The organism is Mucilaginibacter lappiensis (assembly GCF_050433765.1).
Lineage (GTDB): Bacteria > Bacteroidota > Bacteroidia > Sphingobacteriales > Sphingobacteriaceae > Mucilaginibacter > Mucilaginibacter lappiensis_A.
In genome coordinates this window covers 1-21,243 of record NZ_JBNPWP010000010.1, presented here as the reverse complement: position 1 = coordinate 21,243, position 21,243 = coordinate 1, and the positions used below count along the sequence as shown (strand labels likewise).

Genomic DNA, 21,243 nt, shown 5'->3' with positions numbered 1-21,243 from the left:
TTTATGCTATGATATGAGTTCAAAAATTATGCCCATGTTAAAACATGATTAACTTAAATAACCTAAGGGTATAAATTAGTAATCAAATTTTCGCTAAGAGGTTATGTCGCTGGTTATGAAATAAATAGTTTTTGTACAGGAAGTGGTTTGGACATGTTAATTAAATCATTAATTTAGTATTATATAGTATTATAAACTTCCACTAAACCCTAAATTCATGAAAATTGCAGTATTAATTGCCCGCATTTTGCTGGGCCTTATTTTTATCGTATTCAGCCTTAATTTCTTTTTTCATTTTATACCGATGCCCCAGCCGGTAATGTCTGATAAAGCGCAAGCTTTTAGTGGTGGTCTTTATGGCTCCGGCTATTTTTTCCAGTATATGAAGGTTATTGAATTTTTAAGCGGCGTGGCTATATTATTTAACCGCTATACCGCATTCTTTTTGTTAATACTGTTCCCTGTTTCGGTGAACATTTTCCTGTTCCACAGCCTTTTGGCACCTGCTGGTATCCCCTTAGCTCTTGTAATAATTTTACTGCATTTGTTTTTAGGCATTGCTTACCGCAAGTATTATGCAAGCATTTTTACCGCGCAGCCGGTTTTGTAAATAATATTTATTCCTAACAAAAACGCCTCCCGATAATATCGGGAGGCGTTTTTGTTATTGGGCTTTCTTAGCATCCTGCATGGGGTTTGGCCCTGCGGTTGCACCACGCGGAAGGGTTTGCTGTTTAAACAGCTCAAACCTTGATGGCTGATACTCACGGGGCCAGCTATTGTTGGTTTCGTCAATATCGGCGGTTTCGCGGTATGGGTCAAGTTTAATGCCCTTTACCTCTTTGGTTTTGGCAAAAACCTTGCTTATTTTATACTCATTCTTGCGCCATATATAGGCTGATATCTTTTCAACCTCTTTAGTACCATCAGTATAGGTCCATTCAATAATTAAAGGGGTAACCAGGCCGCCTTTATTACTGAAAGTGATCTCATAAAAATAGTTCTTGCTGTCGTACAGTTTCTTTTCGTCAGGGGTAGCGGCGTTGTACATAGCCTGGTAGCTTTGTGTACTAATCGGCGTGGCTGCAAAGCGATCCCATTTGCTGTAAAAATCCTGCAGGGCGGTATCAGCCTCTACAGCAAAACGGGTACCCGCCTCTTTATTACGGGTTGTACTAATGTTCTCCAGGTTACGGTCAAACTGTGCACGGTCAGCACCACCTTCCGCAACCGGGTTTTTGGTATTAAGGCGATAGTATTTTACACTGTCTACAGATACGTCAACAGGATCTGTTCCGTAGAACCATCCGCGCCAGAACCAGTCGAGGTCAACAGCCGAAGCATCTTCCATGGTGCGGAAAAAATCGGCAGGTGTAGGGTGTTTAAAGGCCCAGCGGTGCGCATAGGTTTTAAACGCGTAATCAAACAGTTCGCGTCCCATTACGGTTTCGCGTAATACGTTTAACGCTGTCGCCGGTTTTGCATAAGCGTTTGGCCCAAACATCACAATGTTTTCTGAATTGGTCATGATTGGCTCCAACTGGTCTTTTGGCAGCTTCATGTAATCAACTATTTTATAAGCCGGGCCGCGTTGCGATGGGTATTTGCTATCCCACTCCTGCTCGGCCATGTATTGGCAAAAAGTATTTAAACCTTCATCCATCCAGGTCCACTGGCGCTCATCAGAGTTTACGATCATCGGAAAAAAGTTATGTCCAACTTCGTGAATAATTACACCGATCATTCCGTTCTTGGTGGCTTCGCTATAAGTTCCGTCCTTCTCGGCACGACCGTAGTTAAAGCAGATCATTGGGTACTCCATCCCATTCGAAGCCTCTACAGAAATGGCTACTGGGTATGGATAAGGGAAAGTATGTTTTGAATAAGTTTTTAGCGTGTGCGCCACTACCTTGGTTGAATACTTACGGTAAAGCGGGTAAGCCTCCGGACCGTAATATGACATGGCCATCACTTTTTTACCACCTTCAATCTGGGTGCTCATGGCGTCCCAAACAATACGACGTGAGGATACCCAGGCAAAATCACGTACATTCTCTGCATGGAAAACCCAGGTTTTACGCGCTGTAGCATGGCTTTTCATGGTTTGCTTTACCTCATCAAGCGTTACAACCTCTACAGGCTGTGTTGATGATTGTGCCGAGGTCCAGCGTTTAAGCTGGGCAGCAGTAAGGGTTTGCGCGTAGTTAGCGCATTGACCGGTGGCGCCTACCACATGATCGGCAGGCACATTCATGCTTACCTTAAAATCGCCAAAGGTTAAAGCAAATTCGCCTCTGCCGGTAAACTGCTTATTTTGCCATCCCTGGAAATCGCTGTAAACAGCCATCCGCGGATACCATTGTGCCATGGTGTACAGGTAATTGCCATCCTCAGGGAAATATTCATAACCACCGCGGCCACCTATGGTTAAACGGTCAGATATGTTATACCACCAGTTAATTTTAAAGCGGAATTTTTGTCCCGGCTGTAAAGTTACAGGCAGCTCAATACGCATCATGGTTTCATTAATAGTATATGTTAACGCTTTGCCGTTGACATCCTTAACGCTTACAATATGGTTGCCCAGATCCAGATCATGCCCCATGATGCCCTGCAGCTGGCGGATGGTCATTTTGCTTTGCATTTTGCTCTCGTCAAACTTGGCGCTCTCGGCATCTTTTTTATGCTGATTTTCGTCAAGCTGCAGCCACAGGTAGGTAAGCGGATCGGGCGAGTTGTTAGTATAGTTTATAGTTTCGGAGCCATCCAAACGTTGTTTGTCATCATTAAGGGTGGCGCTAATTTCATAATCGGCTTTTTGCTGCCAGTATTTTGGCCCTGGTGCGCCCGATGCTGAACGGTACTCATTTGGAGTTGACACCATGGTGCCCAACTGTTCAAACTTGTTACCGTGGTTTGAGCCGGGGTTGTTATCATACTGCGCCCAGGCGGCAGTTGTTAATAGTGTACAGGAAAGTAATGCGGTGTAAAATTTATTCATCTGAATTTTATTAATAAAAAGCGCTCAATGCACATGATAAAAGCAATTCCAAATATAGCCGACGAAAGGAACATTGTCCAGTCGCGCTGTGGTGTTTTGGCGAATTTGATAAGCAAATAAGAGATAAGTAACGCAGATATTACAATTAAAACCTGCCCAAACTCCAATCCGAGGTTAAAAGCGAACAGTTGAGCGGTAATATTACTGCTGCTGCCCAGTAAACTTTTAAGGTAATTGGAGAAACCCATGCCATGTATCAACCCAAAAAAAAGCGCCAGTGTATAGTTAAGGCGCATGGTGGTTGCAGTGCGTTTTTTATGGAGCACATTAACCAAACTGGTAAAAACTATGGTAACAGGTATCAAAAATTCAATAAGCGAAGTATTGATGTGAATGACATTTAATACACTAAAAGCCAGCGTAATAGAGTGCCCAATGGTGAACGCTGTAACCAGCACCAGCACCTTACGCCAGTCGGCCAGCAGGTAGGTTCCGCATAGTACGGTTACAAATAATATATGGTCATACCCGGCCCAGTCACAGATGTGTTGCCACCCTAACTGGAAGTATAAAGAAAAGTCAGTCATGTGCTAAAATTCGCATTTGCCAATAAAATTAACGTTTTTTGTTAAAAATAAAATCATTTAACGCAATTATGTTGCAATTAATAATTATAAGCTGGCTAAGCTTTTTCCACCCGTTTTTTGTGAGCGTTACCGAAATTAATCACAATGCCCGCACCCAAACGGTTGAGGTGAGCTGCCGCATATTTTATGACGATCTGGAACGTACCATCGAAAAACAATACCATACTCAAATTGATATTGTTAAGCCCGCTGATAAAAATAAAGTGAACCAATTGCTGAATGACTACATTAAAAAGCATTTGATTATTAAAGCCGATGGCAAGCCCGTTACGCTCAGCTATGTTGGCTATGAAATACAGGAAGATGCCGCCTGGACCTATTTTGAGGTAAAAGGCATGAGTAAAGTAAAGAAATTTGAAGTCCATGACGATCTGCTATACACCGAACACCCCGAACAGATCAATATGCTGCATGTAACCGTAGGCGGCCAGCGCAAAAGCACCAAATTGGGCAACCCGGAGAGTGACGCTGCTTTTGAGTTTTAGTTATTCACAGGGCGAGGAATTGACTCACCCCGGCATCGCTGCGCTTGCCTTCCCTCTCTTCGCCTTCGGCCTAAAGAGGGCACTTTACCATATTTTTGCCCACTCGTCATTGCGAGGCACGAAGCAATCCCCTACTTACAGAGTGAACAAGCAAAGTCTGCACCTTGTCCTAAAGAGATTGCTTCGTACCTCGCAATGACGCGTGGAGAGAGGGATTCCTCAGCAGATCAAATCTTATTTTTTACATACTTCTTCTCTATTTAGTTATTATTTATAATTTAGTGTCCAAAATACAATTAATCCTAAATAGCCTATTATGCCCTTCATTAAATTCCCTTTATCAAAGGCCGGTAAACTATCAGGTCTGCTGTTTATTGCCATACTGTTTGGTTTAAAAAGTTTTGCCCAGCAAACGCGCCAGGTACTTGACTTTGATAAAGGATGGCGTTTTAATTTGGGCGCGGTTGATAACGGTCAAAAACCGGGACTGAATGATGCCGGCTGGCGCGCCCTAAACCTGCCGCATGACTGGAGCATTGAAGGAAAGTTTAGTAAAGATAACCCTGCCACTCCCGAAGGGGGCGCCCTGCCGGGTGGTATAGGCTGGTACCGAAAAACATTTACCGTTCCGGCATCGTCAAAAGGCAAATTGGTTTATATAGATTTTGACGGCGTTTATCAAAAAAGCGATGTTTGGGTTAACGGGCATCATTTAGGTTTCAGGCCAAACGGTTATATATCTTTCAGGTACGCGCTTACTCCTTATTTAAATTTCGGCGGTAAAAATGTGATAGCGGCTAAGGTGGATAATTCTGTTCAGCCCAATTCGCGCTGGTATTCGGGTTCGGGTATATATAGAAACGTTTGGCTGGTTACTACTAATAAAGTTGCTATTGATCATTGGGGAACTTACGTAACTACGCCAGAGGTTAACGATGCTGCTGCAACCGTAAGTCTGAAAATCCGCGTGCGCAATAATTCAGGCACCAAAGGGGCATTTAATATAAAAACACTGATATATGATGCAGCAGGAAAAGTTGTTTCTACTGGTGGGGCTATCCCATCAAAAGCCAATTTAACAGATACTATATTTGAAACCGGCATAAACCTTACTGTTAAAACACCTCAACTATGGTCTGTAGAAAATCCATATTTATATAAGGTGGTTACCCAGGTAATTGCCGGTAAAATGGTTGTTGATGAATACACCACCCCTTTAGGTATCCGCTATTTTAATTTTGACGCAGATAAAGGTTTCTCCTTAAATGGAAAGCCTATGAAAATTTTAGGCGTGTGCAATCATCATGATCTGGGTAGTTTGGGTGCCGCCATTAATACACGTGCTTTGGAACGCCAGTTGGAAATTTTAAAAGCGATGGGCTGTAATGGTATCCGCACTTCGCACAACCCTCCTGCTCCTGAACTGCTTGACCTTTGCGATAAAATGGGTTTCATTGTGATGGACGAAGCCTTTGACTGCTGGGAATGGAAAAAAGCTAAATATGATTATCACCTGTTTTTTAAAGAATGGCATAAACGCGACCTGGAAGATCAAATACTGCGCGATCGCAACCACCCAAGCATTATGATCTGGAGCATTGGTAACGAGATACCGCAGCAAGCCGATACCAGCGCGTTAAGGCTTGCTCCCGAACTGGCACGTATAGTACGTAGCCTGGATACCACCCGGCCAATAACCACCGCTAATAACGATCCGGGAAAAAACAATAAGATCATCAGTTCTGGTGCTATAGACCTGGTAGGTTATAACTACCATGAAGGCGAATATGCTGCATTTCATGACAGATATCCCGGTAAAAAATTCATCGCCTCTGAAACCACTTCGGGCCTTGAAACACGCGGATATTACGATATGCCATCAGATAGTATCAGGATATGGCCCGAGAGCTGGGATAAGCCGTTTACCAGACCCGGTAATAACGTATCGGCTTATGATAATGTGCGACCACCATGGGGCTCAACCCATGAGGCTACCTGGAAGGTGATGAAAAAGTATGATTTTCTGTCGGGTATGTTCATCTGGACAGGCTTTGATTACCTGGGCGAACCTACACCATACAGCTGGCCGTCGCGCAGTTCGTACTTTGGTATTGTTGATCTGGCGGGTTTCCCTAAAGATGTATACTACATGTACCAAAGCGAGTGGACCAATAAACCGGTGCTCCATATTTTGCCGCATTGGACCTGGGAAGCCGGCAAAACGGTTGATGTTTGGGCCTATTATAATAATGCCGATGAAGTGGAACTTTTCCTGAACGGCAAATCATTAGGAGTTAAAAAGAAAACCGGTGATGACCTGCATATCATGTGGCGCGTAAAATATGAGCCCGGCACGTTAAAAGCGGTATCGCGCAAGGATGGCCAAGTTGTTTTAACCAAGGAGATCCATACCGCGGGCGCCCCTGCCAAAATTGAACTACTGGCCGACCGCAAGCAGATCAAAGCTGATGGAAAAGACCTGTCATTCATCACCGTAAAAATACTGGACAAAGATGGCAATATGGTTCCCGATGCTGAAAACCTGGTTAACTTTAAAATTAATGGCGAAGCATTTATAGCCAGTGTTGATAATGGAGACCCGGTTAGCCATGATTCTTTTAAAGTAAATTATCGTAAAGCATTTCACGGGTTGGCGCTGGCTATTGTACAGGCAAAAGAAAAAGCCAGCAGCATAACTTTTACGGCTACATCCAATGGTTTACCAAGTGCATCAATTATAATAAAAAGCAGATAAAATTTTTAATCCCAGTATATATTCCCTCCCTCGGGAGGGGTGCAGTAGGTTTGCGCGCAATGGCAGGGAGGGGTTTATTCGTGCGGATGAATTGTCAAAGTTCATTAACCCCTACCTCCCCTTCCCAAGGGAAGGAATCGCGCTTACCCAAGCTTTCTTTTATTAATCCGAATCCTTATGGACTACCACCTGGCGAATATCTGTTTGACCTTGTGAATTTAAAGACCAACTTAGGCATCTGCTAACTTTTCAAGAAAAAGAAACAGGATGTATTTTGCTTTGTTAAACGCATTTGGAGTAAATATGTCATTGTGGGCGTAGTGCCTCATTGTTCTTATTTATAACAATTATGAAAATGATATTCATATTTATTTTACAAAAATTCCTGTAACTTGGATGTATAATTACTGTTAACCTATGACCGTATTAGAAAACGAATATTTAAAAGTAGCGATAGATCTTCAGGGCGCACAGATCAGTTCATATTACAACAAAAAAACCAGCGTTGAGCATCTATGGCAGGCCGATCCAAACGTTTGGCCCTGGCACGCTCCCAACCTTTTCCCCGTAGTGGGCGGATTAATTGATAACCAGCTTTTGGTTGACGGACATGCTTATACTATGGGAAGGCATGGCTTTGCGAGGCAATCGGAATTTATTTTGCTGGAGGCTGATGAAGTTTCGGCCAGTTTCTCGCTACCCTACTGCGAAAAAACGCTGCAGGTTTATCCTTATAAATTTGACTACCAGCTTTTGTACACCCTGATAGATCACTCCCTGCGGGTAACGCATAAGGTGATCAACCTTGATAAAAAAACCATATATTTTTCTGTTGGCGGCCATCCGGCTTTTAATGTACCTTTTAATAAGGGCGAAAAATATGAGGATTATTACCTGGAATTTGAAACCGAGGAGCATTTAGAGGCTCAAATGCTATCGGCCGGGGGCTTTTTTACCGGCGAAACACGGCCCATAGCCACGCCCGGTAATAAATTATATTTAACCCGCCACCTGTTTGATGCCGATGCGCTTGTGTTTAAACAACTCACATCAAGAATGGTAAGCATTAAAAGCAACAGGCATGATCAATCATTATCAATTGAGTTTCCGCACTTTAATTACCTTGGTTTATGGGCTAAACCCGGCGCCGACTTTGTGTGTATTGAACCCTGGCTTGGCTGTGCCGATACAGAGGGGCATCAGGTAAATATCAATAAAAAAGAGGCCATACAGGCACTACATTCCGGCCATGTTTTTGAGGCGCCTTATTTTATAAGTCTTTAGGCATAGTTTTTGTAATTAACTATAAAATAGCAAAACATTTTAATCGCTTTTTAACTTATCATTATTAAATACTACACTTATTAAATTAATCACTATGAAAAAGAAAATCTATTTAATCGCTCTTACCATGTTACTTTCAGTGTCGGCATTTAACAGCTATGCATCTACCGTTTCAGATGGTGCTTTAACTATACTGAGTAAGGAGCAAATAGCCACCATGACCACCGAGCAGAAACAAGCCCGTGTTGAGGAAATAAAGGCAAGGGTGAAGGAAATTAAAGCGATGGACAAATCAGAGCTTACCAAACAAGATCGTAAAGAGCTGCGTACTGAACTTAAAGGCTTAAAACACGAAGCAAACGCATTAGGCGGTGGCGGCGTTTACCTTTCAGTAGGTGCTATCATCATTATTATTTTAGTATTAATCCTGATATTATAAGTAAATTATACTTTACAGTTAATTATAAAGGCACTTATTAAGTGCCTTTTTTCGTTAGTTTAGTTTTATGTCATCAGATCCTACCAAACGATTCTCAAACCGGGTAAACGATTATGTTAAATACCGCCCCGGTTATCCGTCCGAAGTTATAAGCACCCTGCAGCAGGAATGCAACTTATCCGCCAATGCCGTTGTAGCCGATATTGGCTCGGGCACAGGTATTTTTACTGCTTTGTTATTACAACAAGGTTACCAGGTTTATGCTGTTGAGCCTAATAACGATATGCAGCAGGCTGCCGTACAGCACCTTGGCCATCATGAAAATTTTAAGCCTGTTTCGGGCACAGCAGCAGCAACCACACTAAATAACAAAAGCGTTGACCTGGTAGTTTGCGCGCAAGCATTCCACTGGTTTAGCAACAATGAAACCCGTACTGAATTTAACAGGATATTGGTTAAAGATGGATATGTTGCCCTGATATGGAATAACAGGCTTACCAACGCCGATGATTTTGCAACTGAATACGATGCGCTTTTAAAAATGGATAGTATTGACTACAATAAAGTAAATCACCAGAACATCAGTGATATTGATTTTAAACTATTTTTCAGGGATGGTATTTACAAGGAGATCACATTTCCCAACCTGCAGGTATTTGATGAGGATGGTTTAATAGGCCGCGCCTTTTCATCCTCCTACGTGCCGGCAAAAGATACCGCCGAGGGTAAGGCTTTTTTAAAGTTATTGCAGCAACTTTTTGAAAAGTATAATAAAAATGGCAAGGTAAATTTCCATTATCAAACAGAAATTTACCTTGGCCGGGTTTAATTTTCTTAAAATAACCCTAACTGACCTTTATCATCAATCTCGATATCATCGGGATTGGTGATCTCAAAATCAACCTTTTTATGTTCTTTTGGTTGATCTTCGGGCTTCACTGGTTCATCTTCTGATCTTACCGACTCCACGGCAGATGATTGTACCGGCTCAGGTTTTGATTCCTCCGGTTCATCCTGAACATTCACAGGTTGGGCCTTTGGCTGGGCCGCTGGCTTTGGTTTTGGTGGTTCGGGTGATTCAGGCTCTTCTCCGGGCAGTTGATCTTCAGGTCCGTCTGTGCCGGTTTCATCGTCGGGTTCAGTTTCAGGTGTTGAGTCTGCTGGCTCTTCGCTCTCGCTTTCAGCAATCAGCTCTACCGTTTTTACCGGGAACTGCGACAGGCGGTTACCCATCGCCTTCATGCCTTTTACATCAATCAGTTCGGCCAGGTTCACTTCAATGGTTTCGGGAGTTTGCTCCTTACCTTTCAGTTGCACCACCCTTACCAGCGGCGCTTCTTTGGCCATCAATATCAGTTTTGAACCCGGCTCCTCACTAATAATACTTACCTGTTTACCCAGGGCAACATTCTCGAACATGAAGCGCTTCACCATATAATTTTTCGATTTACCATCCAAATGGATAACCGAATAAACCTTTTTAGGGTTATACTTCTCGATCAGGATCATTTTATCATCAAAATGATTGTTCAGATCAAAATTGGTGAGTTCATAAACGCCATTGCTCAGTACGTTCAATATCCGGTCGTCGCCATCAAACTCGCCCAGGTATTTTCCCCGGCTATCGGCATTCAGGCGTTTCAAAATATCGTCATACCAGATCTTGCGGCCTGCCAGTGTTGATACACCTTTGCTTTTCAGCAGGATCTTTTTAATTGGGTATTTGGTAATAATGTTACCCATAGAGCCGCGGCCTTTTATAGCTAAGGTGGCAAAATCTTCATCAAACTGCAGCTTTTTAAGTTTGGCGTGTGGTTTAAGCTGTACATTAACCACCTCGGCCTCACCGTTAGGATTGGCTGTAAAGTACAGTGTCCGGGTACCTTTGCTGCCTTTGGTCAGGTCATATTCCTTATCGCGGGTTACACCTACCACCGAGAAACGTTTGATGTAGCTGACGCCGCTCGCGCCATCCTTATAGATCATGTTATACACCGTGCGCTCGTCGTTCTTTTTAAACACGGCCACATGAATGATCTCTTTACCCACAAAAACCTTATCCTGCACCTTGGTGATGATACAACGCCCATCGGCACGGAAAACAATGATCTCGTCGATATCAGAGCAATCGCCTACAAACTCATCCTTCTTTAGGCCTGATCCCACAAAGCCATCCTCGCGGTTAACGTAAAGTTTTACGTTGGCCAGTGCAACCTGGGCAGCTTCAACCCTGTCAAAAGTGCGCAGCTCGGTTTTACGGCCGCGATCTTTACCATACTTTTCCTTGAGTTTATCAAACCAGGCAATGGTATAGTCGGTAAGGTGTTTCAGGTGATGTTTTACTTGTTTTATTTCATTTTCCAGCGCCTTCATTTGCTCATCCGCTTTTTTAACATCAAAGCGGGTGATGCTGCTCATGGGCTTGTCAATCAGTTTCTTATAATCTTCTGGCAAAATCTCCCTGTAAAACTGCGGGAAGAAAGGCGCGAACAAACGGCTCAATACCTCCAGCACGGTTTCAAAATTACCGGAGCTTTCATAGTCGGGGTGTTTGTACATCCCCTCCTGTATAAATATTTTTAATAATGAACTAAAGAAGATCTTCTCCATCAGCTCCTTCAGCCTGATCTCCAGTTCCTGTTTTAGCAGGTCCTTGGTAAAAAAAGTACTTTCGGTGAGCATGTCATTCACGCTCATGAACCGCGGCTTATCTGACTGGATAACGCAGGTGTTGGGCGATATGGATACCTCGCAATCGGTAAAGGCATACAACGCGTCGATAGTTACATCGGGCGATATGCCGGGAGCCAGGTGAATAATGATCTCCACATTCTGTGATGTGTGATCGTCAATTTTTTTGATCTTGATCTTACCCTTCTCGTTTGCAGCTATAATACTTTCAATTAAGCTTACTGTGGTTGTGGTAAATGGAACTTCAGTTATAACAAGTGTCTTCTTATCTTTTTCTTCAATTTTTGCCCGAACACGTACTTTTCCACCACGTTGACCTTCGTTATATAAGGATGCATCAGCCATACCACCAGTAGGGAAATCCGGCATCAGGTTGGGGCGTTCGCCTTTCATTACGGCGATAGACGCGTCTATCAGCTCATTAAAATTATGCGGCAATATTTTGGTAGCCAAACCTACCGCAATACCTTCGGCTCCCTGCGCCAACAACAAAGGAAATTTTACGGGCAGGGTAATAGGCTCTTTATTCCGGCCATCATAGCTGGCCTGCCAAACTGTGGTATCGGCATTAAAAACAACATCCAACGCGAATTTAGATAAACGCGCTTCAATATAACGCGGTGCCGCGGCCGAGTCGCCGGTTACCGGACGCCCCCAGTTACCTTGCGTATCTATTAATAACTCCTTCTGGCCTATCTGTACCATGGCATCGCCAATTGATGCATCCCCATGCGGGTGATATTTCATGGTATTACCAATTACGTTGGCTCCTTTATTAAAACGCCCGTCGTCCATTTCTTTAAGCGAGTGCAGTATACGGCGTTGTACAGGTTTTAACCCATCATTTATATGCGGAACAGCACGGTCAAGAATTACGTAAGAGGCATAATCAAGAAACCAGTTTTCGTATAACCCGTCGAGTGAGGTAACATTATGTAATTTTTCTTCGTTATTGGCGGGTATATCGTTTTGATTCAGATCTTCACTCATTATATGCTAAAAAACTTTTGGATGGGTAAAGATAAAAAATTATGCGTGGATGTACAGATGCAGGATTTACACATTTTTGATTTTCTTAACAACCATGTCTCCATGTCTCACCAAAGAAGCTACTGTGTGTACGCAAGTTGATATGCTCCGTTAGGAGCTACCTGTTTGTAGAAAAAATTAAAAAGCGAAATTGCTCCGTAGGTGCAACCCCTAAATTAGCAGGTAAATAGCCTGTATGTGATCAGGGTAGCCTCTACGAGGCAAAGGGTATTTTAAATATCCAAGTGCTACAAACAGGCAGCTCCTAACGGAGCATATTATCCTGTTGGCTGTTTTAGAGTTATGTCTACACAATAGCCAAAGGAGAGGGAGGCAAGAACAACACGCAAGGTAAAGTCATCTCCTTTAGAAAGGATTATTACATGAGGGCTTCGCCGTTTAGGTGAAGCTAAATCCATACTCAGGGTTTCAGATCTAAATCGTTGCAAATAAACAAGGCGTGGTTACTATCCATATTTAATACCTTGCCCTCCAGTACGCTTTGGCCCGCGTTTGCCGGGTTATTGCCCCGGCCAAAAGGCCAGCTGCCTTTAGTATCCATAATTTTTATACCTGCCGTACCGGCCAGGTTCAATCCAAAATCGGTACAGTTGTTTTTGTTCAGGTTATATCTTTTCTGGTCATACTCCTTGATCACCTCTAATATTTTTTTAAACTTTCGCTCAGATATGAACTTACCAACGGTTTCATCCCAGTTATGCCGCTCATCATCTTTAAAAACAGATTTTGTTGTAGGAAACAATGGGGTTGCTGACAAGAAATGATCTTTCCTGGGGTAAAACCCAAAGGATCTTGACACAGAGGTAGAGTCGGTATTGTACTTAATGAGTGTTATAAAGGTATGCCCTACCCTGCTTAGCTTTGTGAAAATTTTGCGCTTGCCCGATAATGGTTGCTGTATATGGATCATGAGCGCGTAAGCCGATGCCTCTTTGCCATCATCAAAAGGGTCGGTGATGTTACACACCTCTTCAGGTTTCGATTGTATTTCCTTGCCGGTATAGGTATAATTGCCGGTATCGGCGGTTAACAATTGTTCGTCCCTGCTGTTGATAGCCAATAATCCCGCAACGGAGGTATCAGCCTGTGCATTGATCAAGGCAAAAGAGGGGTCGCTATTTTGCTGACCTGATGCATTAAGGGTTACAGTATCAGATAAATGGGCGTTGCTTGTTTCGTAAACCGGCAATGTTTTAAAATAACACTTCATGGCCAGCTGATACATTTTTAGCCTGGTAAATATATTGGCCAGGTGATAATAAAATTTGTGGCTGTGCTTTTTATCTTTAGCTACAGCATCAAATTTATTTTCCTTTAACAGGTTTACAACGGGCCGGGGGTCGTGCTTTTTATCGTATTTATCAAGGCTGGCTAATTGCTGTACGTAGCTATCTTCATTAAAAACAGCAACATTTGATGTGGTAACAGTATTAGCAATTACTTTTTTGCCGGCATTAGCAGCTATAACATTCGCTGATGGTATACGATGTAACCCAGCCGAATCTGTTTGTATATAGGCATACTTAACCACCAGGGTGTCCTGGGCATAAAGTGGTAATTTTAGCGATAGCAGTATAAGTATACTATACCATATCCATCGTGGCTGAGCTTTCATTTACTATTATAGGTTTGGTTGGGCAAAAAATGGTTATTTAAGCAAAAAGCCTCTCAAAAACTGAAAGGCTCAACAAATATTGATCTGCATTATAAGTTGACACCCTTTACAATAACCAATGGCTACAACACTTAACGTTGTATATGGTATTTGTAATATGAGCAGCAACTGAAATCATAATAAATACAAACATACAAATAGTCTACAAAATCAGTAGTCATTTATTCAAAGAAATTTGTACACTTGCTTTTTTTACAATTGTATGAGTTGTTAAGACTTAACTTTATTACATGAACACTTACGCTTTAGTTACCGGCGCCAGCAAAGGTATAGGCCGTTCCATAGCTTTATTACTTGCAAAAAAGGGATATCCTGTTTTACTGGTGGCACGTTCGGCAGATGAGTTGGAAGCCCTGGCACAGGAAATCACAGCGCTTCACCATGTACAAGCATACTGGCTCGCCATTGATCTGTCTGAACCTGACGCCGCCGACCGGGTTGCCCGCTGGTGTACCGATAATTTGTATAGCGTATCTGTCCTGGTCAATAATGCGGGGTATGGCTTGTGGGGTAAATTTGAAAGTTTAGGCATTGATGAGCAGCTCAACATGATCAATCTTAATATCAATGCCCTGATAAAATTAACCCATGCTTTTATAGCTACATTAAAACAACAGCCACAAGCTTACATTTTAAATATAGGCAGCACAGCGGCCTACCAGGCGGTGCCAACAATGGCAATTTACTCGGCAACAAAAGCATTTGTATTATCGTTTAGCCGGGCATTACGTTATGAGCTTAAAGGTTCGCCCATATCGGTGAGCTGTTTTTGCCCCGGCCCCACCGATACCGATTTTACCCACCGCGCCGGCCTCGATGCCTTAGCAGATCTGGCCGCAAAATTCAATATGCAACCCGATGAAGTAGCCGCTCTGGGTTTAAAAGGTATGTTTAACAAAAAGGCCGAAATTGTACCGGGCCTTTTAAATAAAATTTCAACCGCCGCAGGCAGGCACCTGCCAAAAGCGCTTATTGAGAAAATAACCGGCGATCTGTATAAAGTAAAATAAGACGCCCAAAAATAAGTAAGGCTTATTCTGCCTTTAACCTTTTAACCGGGTTGGCAGTGGCTGCTTTAATAGCCTGGGTGCTCACGGTTACCAAAGCAATAATAATAGCCAATGAACCTGCGATTACAAAGATCCACCAATGGATAGCAATGCGGTATTCATAATTATTAAGCCAGTTGTTCATTAACCAAAATGCCAATGGCGATGCGATAATACATGCTATTAATACCAACCCAACAAACTCTTTCGATAAGAGTAACCATAAATTGGTTACACTCGCGCCCAGCACTTTGCGAATGCTTATTTCTTTTGATCTGCGTTCGGCCACGAACATGGCCAGGCCAAATAAACCCAGGCAGGATATGAAAATGGCCAGGCCCGCGAAAATACCCGCTAATTTGGCAATCTGATTTTCGGTGGTAAATTTCTTTCCAAAATCTTCATCGGCAAAATGGTATTCAAATGGTAAAGCCGGGTTATATTTTTCAACTATCGGTTGAATAGCAGCCAGGGATTTTTTCAAATCCGATTTGTCTCTAAGTCTGATCAAAATGGAGTTTACATTGTCGGTACTGAAGAGGATAATTCCCGGAGGTACCGGTTTAAATGGATCTTCCATGAGTACATTTTTAATAACACCTATTATGGTCAATGCCTGGTCGCCAAGTTTCATTGTTTTTCCTACCGGATCTTTATAGCCTATCAGGCTTACCGCGGCTTCATTCAGGATCACCGCGTTTGAATCGGTTTTAAATTCTCTTGAAAAAGGCCGGCCAGCTATAAATTTTAACCCGGCTGTTTTTTCATAATCCCAGTCGGTCATTACCGTTTTGATGAATATGTCCGCATTCGGGTCTTTGCCCTTCCAGCTGAAATGGCCAAAATCGTTAGCTACCCAGGTCATAGCGCTCGATGCTTTTGCTACCGCTTCTATATCACCAGTATTTAACAGGTCGCGCTTTAATGCGTTGTAATTTTTCACCAGGTCCTGACTTACATCCAAGGTGATCAGATTATTGGGATCATACCCAACCGGGCGATTCTTGGCATAATTGATCTGCTGAAAAACGATCACAGCGCTGATGATGAGGGCCATGGATATAACAAACTGTGAAACCACCAGTATCTTGCGAAAACTCACCGCATCTTTACCCTGTTTAATAACTCCTTTCAATACTTTAACAGGTAAAAACGACGACAGGTAAAGGGCAGGGTAACTGCCGGCTACCAAACCGGTAATGATGCAAACAACCAGCATAGAAGCCAGTAAGGTCACATTGCTGAAATCGAACCGGATATTTTCGAACCCAAGATCTTTTAAATAAGGGAGCAGAACCTGGATCAGGATCAGCGAAAGCAAAAAGGCCAGAAAAGCGGTGAACACAGATTCGGTTAAGAACTGCACAATAAGCTGCACGCGGCGCGAGCCAACTGTTTTGCGGATGCCCACCTCCCTGGCTCTTTTTTCGGACCTGGCGGTGCTTAGGTTCATGAAATTAACACAGGCAATAAGCAGCACAAAAATGCCGATAATGCCAAACAAGCGGATATATTCTATCCTTCCACCCGTTTCTACCCAGTTTTTAAAATCCCCGTATAAATGCCACCTTTCCATAGGATAAAGAAAAAGCGTCAGAACTTTCATCCCGGTATTCTTTTTAGCCGACATCGGACCTATCTTTTTTGAAAGAGCATCTATCAAAACGCCTTCTTTCACTTCAACAATAATTTGAACCAAACTATTATTCCAGCGCGCTTTTGAACTTCGTACATTATCTATGTTCTGCATCTCAAATTCAAAAGGAGCCAGGAACTGAAAATCCATCGAGGAGTTTTTTGGAGCATCCTTTACAATTGCGGTAACCTGTACATTATACTGGTTATCTATTTTGATAAACTTGCCGATAGGGTCCTGTGTGCCAAATAATGCTTTTGCCAGTGATGCTGTCAGTACAATGGAATTGGGGTCATTTAATGCTGTTTCCATATTTCCCCTTATTACAGGGAAAGTAAACATTTTCAGAAAGTCGGGATCCACATACATACCAACCTTATTAAACTTATTGTTCCCTATCATCAGGCTGTGCGCGTTTCCCCAGTCGGTCCTTGTAACCCGCTTTATTTCCGGATAGTTATTTTTAAGTTCATCGTATATGGGAAGCATCACGGCAACCGACGTACTTTTTTGGTTATTTATAAGCATGTGCTTACCTACCATAGCAATCCGGTCGCTATTTTTATTAAATGCATCAAAACTTGTTTCAAAACGGATCCACATGCCTATCAGCATAGCAAAGGCCATTCCCAGGGAAAGCCCCAAAATGTTGATCAACGACAATGTTTTATTGCGAATGAGATTACGCCAGGCGATCTTAAAATAGTTTTTCAGCATAATTAATAAATTAAATGTTGAGTCTTTATTACTTAACAACCCTCATTCCCAACTGCAAGCCACAACTTTTTTATAAACTTTACAGTTTTGGCCAATTTTAATGCCAGCTATCAATTAGCTTATTTACAATATCTTACACAGAACCAGCAAGTTCAAACGTTCGTTTTTGATACAGCACCTGTCCGCATTGAGTCAATGCCGGCTTTCGGAGTTAAATTTTAAGGCAGACCTGATTATTCGATATTTCAACCCCCAATTAAATATTTTCAAAAAAATTTGTTTTTCAAAATCATTTGCTACATTTGTAATGTATAGTATATCTATAGACATTATATAATTAAATAATTGACAACTAATTTACATATCACCAGCGCATGTTTCATGCGAATGCCTTTCCCCAAAAAGGTAATGGTTTGTTGTTGTTGATCTTTTTCCTCCACCTGCTACAAATACAATTGCCTGCTATAACATAGCCGGGTTTTCCACTGCATTATTTTACAATCTATAACTTCAAGATGAGTACCGTATATAAAAAATTTATTTTAGGCGATAAGCTTACAACAGAACAACACACCTTTTTTAACGAGCATGGTTTTATCCATTTCAAAAACTTCATTAACCCAGAGACCGTTCAATCAATTACCAAAGCATCAGAACAGGTGCAGCACCAGTGGATAAAGAATGATGTAACCAAGGTTAACGGCGTTCCTATTAAATATGGTAAGGACCTTAACGGCGAAACCATTGTACAAAGGTTTGCTTTTATAAATCAGCACCACCCTGTATTTTCGGAGTTTATACAAGATCCCCGCTTTAATACATTGCTTGATCTTATTGGCTCTGAGGCAAGGTTTGGCACCAACGAAAAGGACGGCATGGTGCTTAATCATTATGTAAACAGCGAACATAGCAGCTTTACCAAAATGGGCTGGCATACCGATGGCCTGCGAGATATTTTTCACGGGCAAAAGTTAAATCCGATGCTTAATGTGGGCATCCACCTGAGCACCCTAAAGCCAGAAAACGGAGGTTTGAGGATCTTGCCCGGTACGCATAAACAAAGCCTTTACCAAATGCTGTTTAAAAAGAAATATTTCCTGGATAATGATGCCGACCAAAACGAGCTGGCCATTATACCTGAAGCAGGCGACCTCACCATTCATGACGGCCGCTTGTGGCATCGTGTCGCGCAATCATCGGTAATTGGCGAAGCCAGCCGTCGCAGGGTAATATACATACCTATTATTGCAGGTAAGTACGCCCCTAAAGATGCCAACAGTCCTACTGTGTTTTATCAAAAATTTGCCGGCTTAGTTAAATAATTATTATGCTTATACTTTTGTTATTCGGCTATTTGGCGCGTACAGGCAAACTTGCTCCTGCACAAAAAGCACTTATTAAATTTAAATATTATTATAGGGCAAAGCGCCTTGCCGTTGTGCGCGTAATTGCAAATTAATGATTAAGGCTACCCTTTACGTATTGATCAAGCTGCATTTGCAGGTGCCTGGCCTTTGCCAATAATATTGGGGAGCTCACAAAGGTTTCAATATCATTGGCTTTACTCATTAAACTGCTTTTATAAATCTGTCTGAAATCAAAATAATTTAAGGCGAACTTCCATTTATCAGTCAAAAGGGAAAAAATGGTACAGTCTTGTTTCAGCAGTAAATTATAGCTAACAACCAGGTAGTTTTCGGGTGGTAACTTTTTAAGCGCTTTTAAAATCGCTTCATTATAGGTAATCCATATTTTTAAAAGTCTTTCGGCATGGTCAGTATAAAACTCCCTTTGCCGGCGGGACCGTCTGATATGTTTCCATATCAGTCTTGAAATGTAATCACGGGCCATATACTTTTTGTCTACTTCCACAAAGCCTCTTTTTAAAAAAGAGGTCACTACCGAATTATAATCCCGTGCTATTACCAGGTATTTTGCACCCGGTATTAATTGGGCATAAGTATTTAAAAACAAGCAGGTACGCGGATCTTTCCAGCCCCATTGGTCATAAAGCTGCTGTTTAACTTTAATTATACTTTTTAGTTTTTCCAACTGGTATAGCGAAAGCTCCATATTGGTTTCGTCTACAAACCCCGAGGTGTGGAGATTATTGTTACTTAATATCTCTTCGTGCAGCTTTAAAAACTCAACATCTTCAAATTGGCCGTCAGTATTCTCTATACCACCGGTTACAAGCCGTTCGCCTATTTGCAATCCGCACCGGCTTAGCCAGTCTGTTATTAATGATGTACCTGACCGGTGCATTCCCGTAATTATTAAAGTTTTTTGACCCATTGATTTAAAGTTCTTTAACAGGTATTGATTTTATGCTGAGCATATAATAATTGTACTCTATAAATGAAATAAGCATACCGGTGCTTTCTTCAACACTGAAATATTGCGTATTGATTTGCAGATCAGGCTTTCGGGGTATTTCAAACGGATCGTTAACCCCCGTTAAATTAAATAGCTTTTGCGGGTCTTCATCGGGCAGCATAGCTCTTTTGTATAAACCTTTGGTATCCCGTTCCATTAAAACATCAAGGGAACAATCCACATGTACAATCTTAACCTGTCCATAAGTTGCAACCAGTTCCCGGCGCACGGCATCATAAGGATTAATAGCGCTAATGATAGTAACAATGCCCTGAGCGCTAAATCTACTTGCTATAAATCCTAATCGCCTTATATTCTCAAGCCGGTTTTCCTTTGTATATTTCAGATCTGTAAATAGCTTTTGCCGGTATTCGTCGGCGTCAATGACCTCTATAGGAATTTCAGATTTGCCTAATCTGTTTTTAACATTTCCGGCCAGTGTTGTTTTCCCGGCACCTGATAAGCCACAAAGTAATATGATCATAAAACTAATTTTGTTGTTTGAGCAAATGTTTTTACGAACAGCAGATACGTTATTAACCTTAATTATAATGCTTAACGATGGGGTTCTATCTAAAATTGCCACAGGGCAGTTATGTATCGATAGAGAGCTTTTTTGTATCGATGAACCGGGCCACCATATAGACGGAGTTTGGATTCTCCACAATTTTTAACTCATGGATCCCTCCCTGCGGCGTAGTTTAACACCGGTGAATAATTATTATAATATTAATCTACTAAATACATGGATTTAATAGATATTGTATTATATTTGCATCAGATAGTTTGTAAATGGTGGTTCATTTAATGACTATAACGCAGGTGCTGGTTGGCAGCAAGCGGATGGTTCGACTCCATCCCCTGCATCTCTCTTCTCTCATATTTATGTTTTATAATTTGGTTAATTAGAGTTCCTGCCCATCAGGAGCTCTTTTTTTATGGATATGAACTTACTGTTTTAACAATTTCATAAAAATTATTTTACTTATTAAAAAAATTTAAAAAGTACTTTAAATTGAAAATTAGTTTTATTAAGTTTGTAACAATAATGTATAACGTATTATTCAACGGAATTTACTTTAGTCTCATGTCGGTGAGATCGAAAAGGTTTTGTTAATTGGTTTGATAAAATCCTCGCTTTTGCGGGGGTTTTTTGTATAGCGACTTTTTTAATTCAACATATCATATAAAACACAGGTTCTTAGAAAATTATGGCCCGATTAAATTTATTGGAAGAGACCCGGTACGAGAAGCTGCCGGTAAGCGTTTATAGCAACCAGCAGGTGGCAGCCGTTGCCGTTGCCGCAAGGATCGCCAAACTGATCCGCGGTAAGCAAAGTAAAGGCGAAAAAGCCGTGCTGGGACTGGCTACCGGTGTTACCCCCATCGGTGTGTATGCCGAACTGGTACGCCTGCACCAGGAAGAGGGTTTGTCTTT

General features: G+C 41.9%; 15 protein-coding genes and 1 pseudogene. 9 read left to right on the top strand and 7 right to left on the bottom strand.

The features are described from left to right. Positions 1-217 precede the first annotated feature (217 nt). On the top strand, positions 218-610 hold the full coding sequence (locus M2273_RS24085) for a DoxX family membrane protein (RefSeq protein ID WP_429400336.1): 393 nt from the start codon (positions 218-220) through the stop codon (positions 608-610). Positions 611-664: 54 nt separating this feature from the next. On the opposite strand, the gene M2273_RS24080 is transcribed toward M2273_RS24085, so the two are convergent. After that, positions 665-3,001 (bottom strand): M1 family metallopeptidase, encoded by a 2,337-nt coding sequence (locus tag M2273_RS24080; protein ID WP_429400335.1) that lies wholly within the window; start codon positions 2,999-3,001, stop codon positions 665-667. Continuing rightward, on the bottom strand, positions 2,998-3,588 hold the full coding sequence (locus M2273_RS24075) for a HupE/UreJ family protein (RefSeq protein ID WP_429400334.1): 591 nt from the start codon (positions 3,586-3,588) through the stop codon (positions 2,998-3,000). Before M2273_RS24075 ends, M2273_RS24080 begins: the two co-directional genes overlap by 4 nt. Positions 3,589-3,656: 68 nt before the next feature. Between M2273_RS24075 and M2273_RS24070 the strand changes: the two genes are divergently transcribed. From M2273_RS24070 to M2273_RS24050, 5 genes are all read left to right on the top strand, one after another. Beyond that, positions 3,657-4,133, top strand: coding sequence for a DUF6702 family protein (locus M2273_RS24070; RefSeq protein WP_429400333.1), 477 nt, complete (start codon positions 3,657-3,659; stop codon positions 4,131-4,133). 316 nt (positions 4,134-4,449) lie between these two features. Further along, a complete protein-coding gene (gene galB / locus M2273_RS24065; RefSeq protein WP_429400332.1) occupies positions 4,450-6,888 on the top strand; it encodes a beta-galactosidase GalB in 2,439 nt (812 codons plus the stop codon). Between the two features lie 417 nt (positions 6,889-7,305). Beyond that, on the top strand, positions 7,306-8,172 hold the full coding sequence (locus tag M2273_RS24060; protein WP_429400331.1) for an aldose 1-epimerase family protein: 867 nt from the start codon (positions 7,306-7,308) through the stop codon (positions 8,170-8,172). Positions 8,173-8,266: 94 nt separating this feature from the next. After that, the gene (locus M2273_RS24055) at positions 8,267-8,611 is read left to right on the top strand and encodes a hypothetical protein (protein ID WP_429400330.1); all 345 of its coding nucleotides are present in this window, start codon (positions 8,267-8,269) and stop codon (positions 8,609-8,611) included. A 67-nt stretch (positions 8,612-8,678) separates the two neighbouring features. Further along, positions 8,679-9,440, top strand: coding sequence for a class I SAM-dependent methyltransferase (locus M2273_RS24050; protein WP_429400329.1), 762 nt, complete (start codon positions 8,679-8,681; stop codon positions 9,438-9,440). A gap of 5 nt (positions 9,441-9,445) precedes the next feature. Here the strand turns inward: M2273_RS24050 and M2273_RS24045 are convergent, their stop codons facing one another. Both M2273_RS24045 and M2273_RS24040 read right to left on the bottom strand, forming a co-directional pair. Beyond that, positions 9,446-12,292 (bottom strand): DNA gyrase/topoisomerase IV subunit A, encoded by a 2,847-nt coding sequence (locus M2273_RS24045; protein WP_429400328.1) that lies wholly within the window; start codon positions 12,290-12,292, stop codon positions 9,446-9,448. Positions 12,293-12,752: 460 nt separating this feature from the next. Continuing rightward, entirely contained in the window at positions 12,753-13,967 is a 1,215-nt protein-coding gene (locus M2273_RS24040) for a hypothetical protein (protein WP_429400327.1), read from the bottom strand. A gap of 290 nt (positions 13,968-14,257) precedes the next feature. Here M2273_RS24040 and M2273_RS24035 point away from each other — a divergent pair, with 290 nt between their 5' ends. Continuing rightward, positions 14,258-15,037, top strand: coding sequence for an SDR family NAD(P)-dependent oxidoreductase (locus M2273_RS24035; protein WP_429400326.1), 780 nt, complete (start codon positions 14,258-14,260; stop codon positions 15,035-15,037). A gap of 22 nt (positions 15,038-15,059) precedes the next feature. Here the strand turns inward: M2273_RS24035 and M2273_RS24030 are convergent, their stop codons facing one another. Further along, complete coding sequence (locus M2273_RS24030; RefSeq protein ID WP_429400325.1) at positions 15,060-17,429, bottom strand: ABC transporter permease; 2,370 nt, start codon at positions 17,427-17,429, stop codon at positions 15,060-15,062. Between the two features lie 515 nt (positions 17,430-17,944). Here M2273_RS24030 and M2273_RS24025 point away from each other — a divergent pair. Then, the gene (locus M2273_RS24025) at positions 17,945-18,751 is read left to right on the top strand and encodes a phytanoyl-CoA dioxygenase family protein (RefSeq protein ID WP_429400324.1); all 807 of its coding nucleotides are present in this window, start codon (positions 17,945-17,947) and stop codon (positions 18,749-18,751) included. Between the two features lie 133 nt (positions 18,752-18,884). On the opposite strand, the gene M2273_RS24020 is transcribed toward M2273_RS24025, so the two are convergent. After that, entirely contained in the window at positions 18,885-19,724 is an 840-nt protein-coding gene (locus M2273_RS24020; RefSeq protein WP_429400323.1) for a sulfotransferase, read from the bottom strand. A gap of 4 nt (positions 19,725-19,728) precedes the next feature. After that, a complete protein-coding gene (cysC, locus tag M2273_RS24015) occupies positions 19,729-20,391 on the bottom strand; it encodes an adenylyl-sulfate kinase (RefSeq protein ID WP_429400322.1) in 663 nt (220 codons plus the stop codon). A gap of 625 nt (positions 20,392-21,016) precedes the next feature. Between cysC and M2273_RS24010 the strand changes: the two are divergent. Further along, positions 21,017-21,243: pseudogene (locus M2273_RS24010) on the top strand (glucosamine-6-phosphate deaminase); the annotation flags it as partial.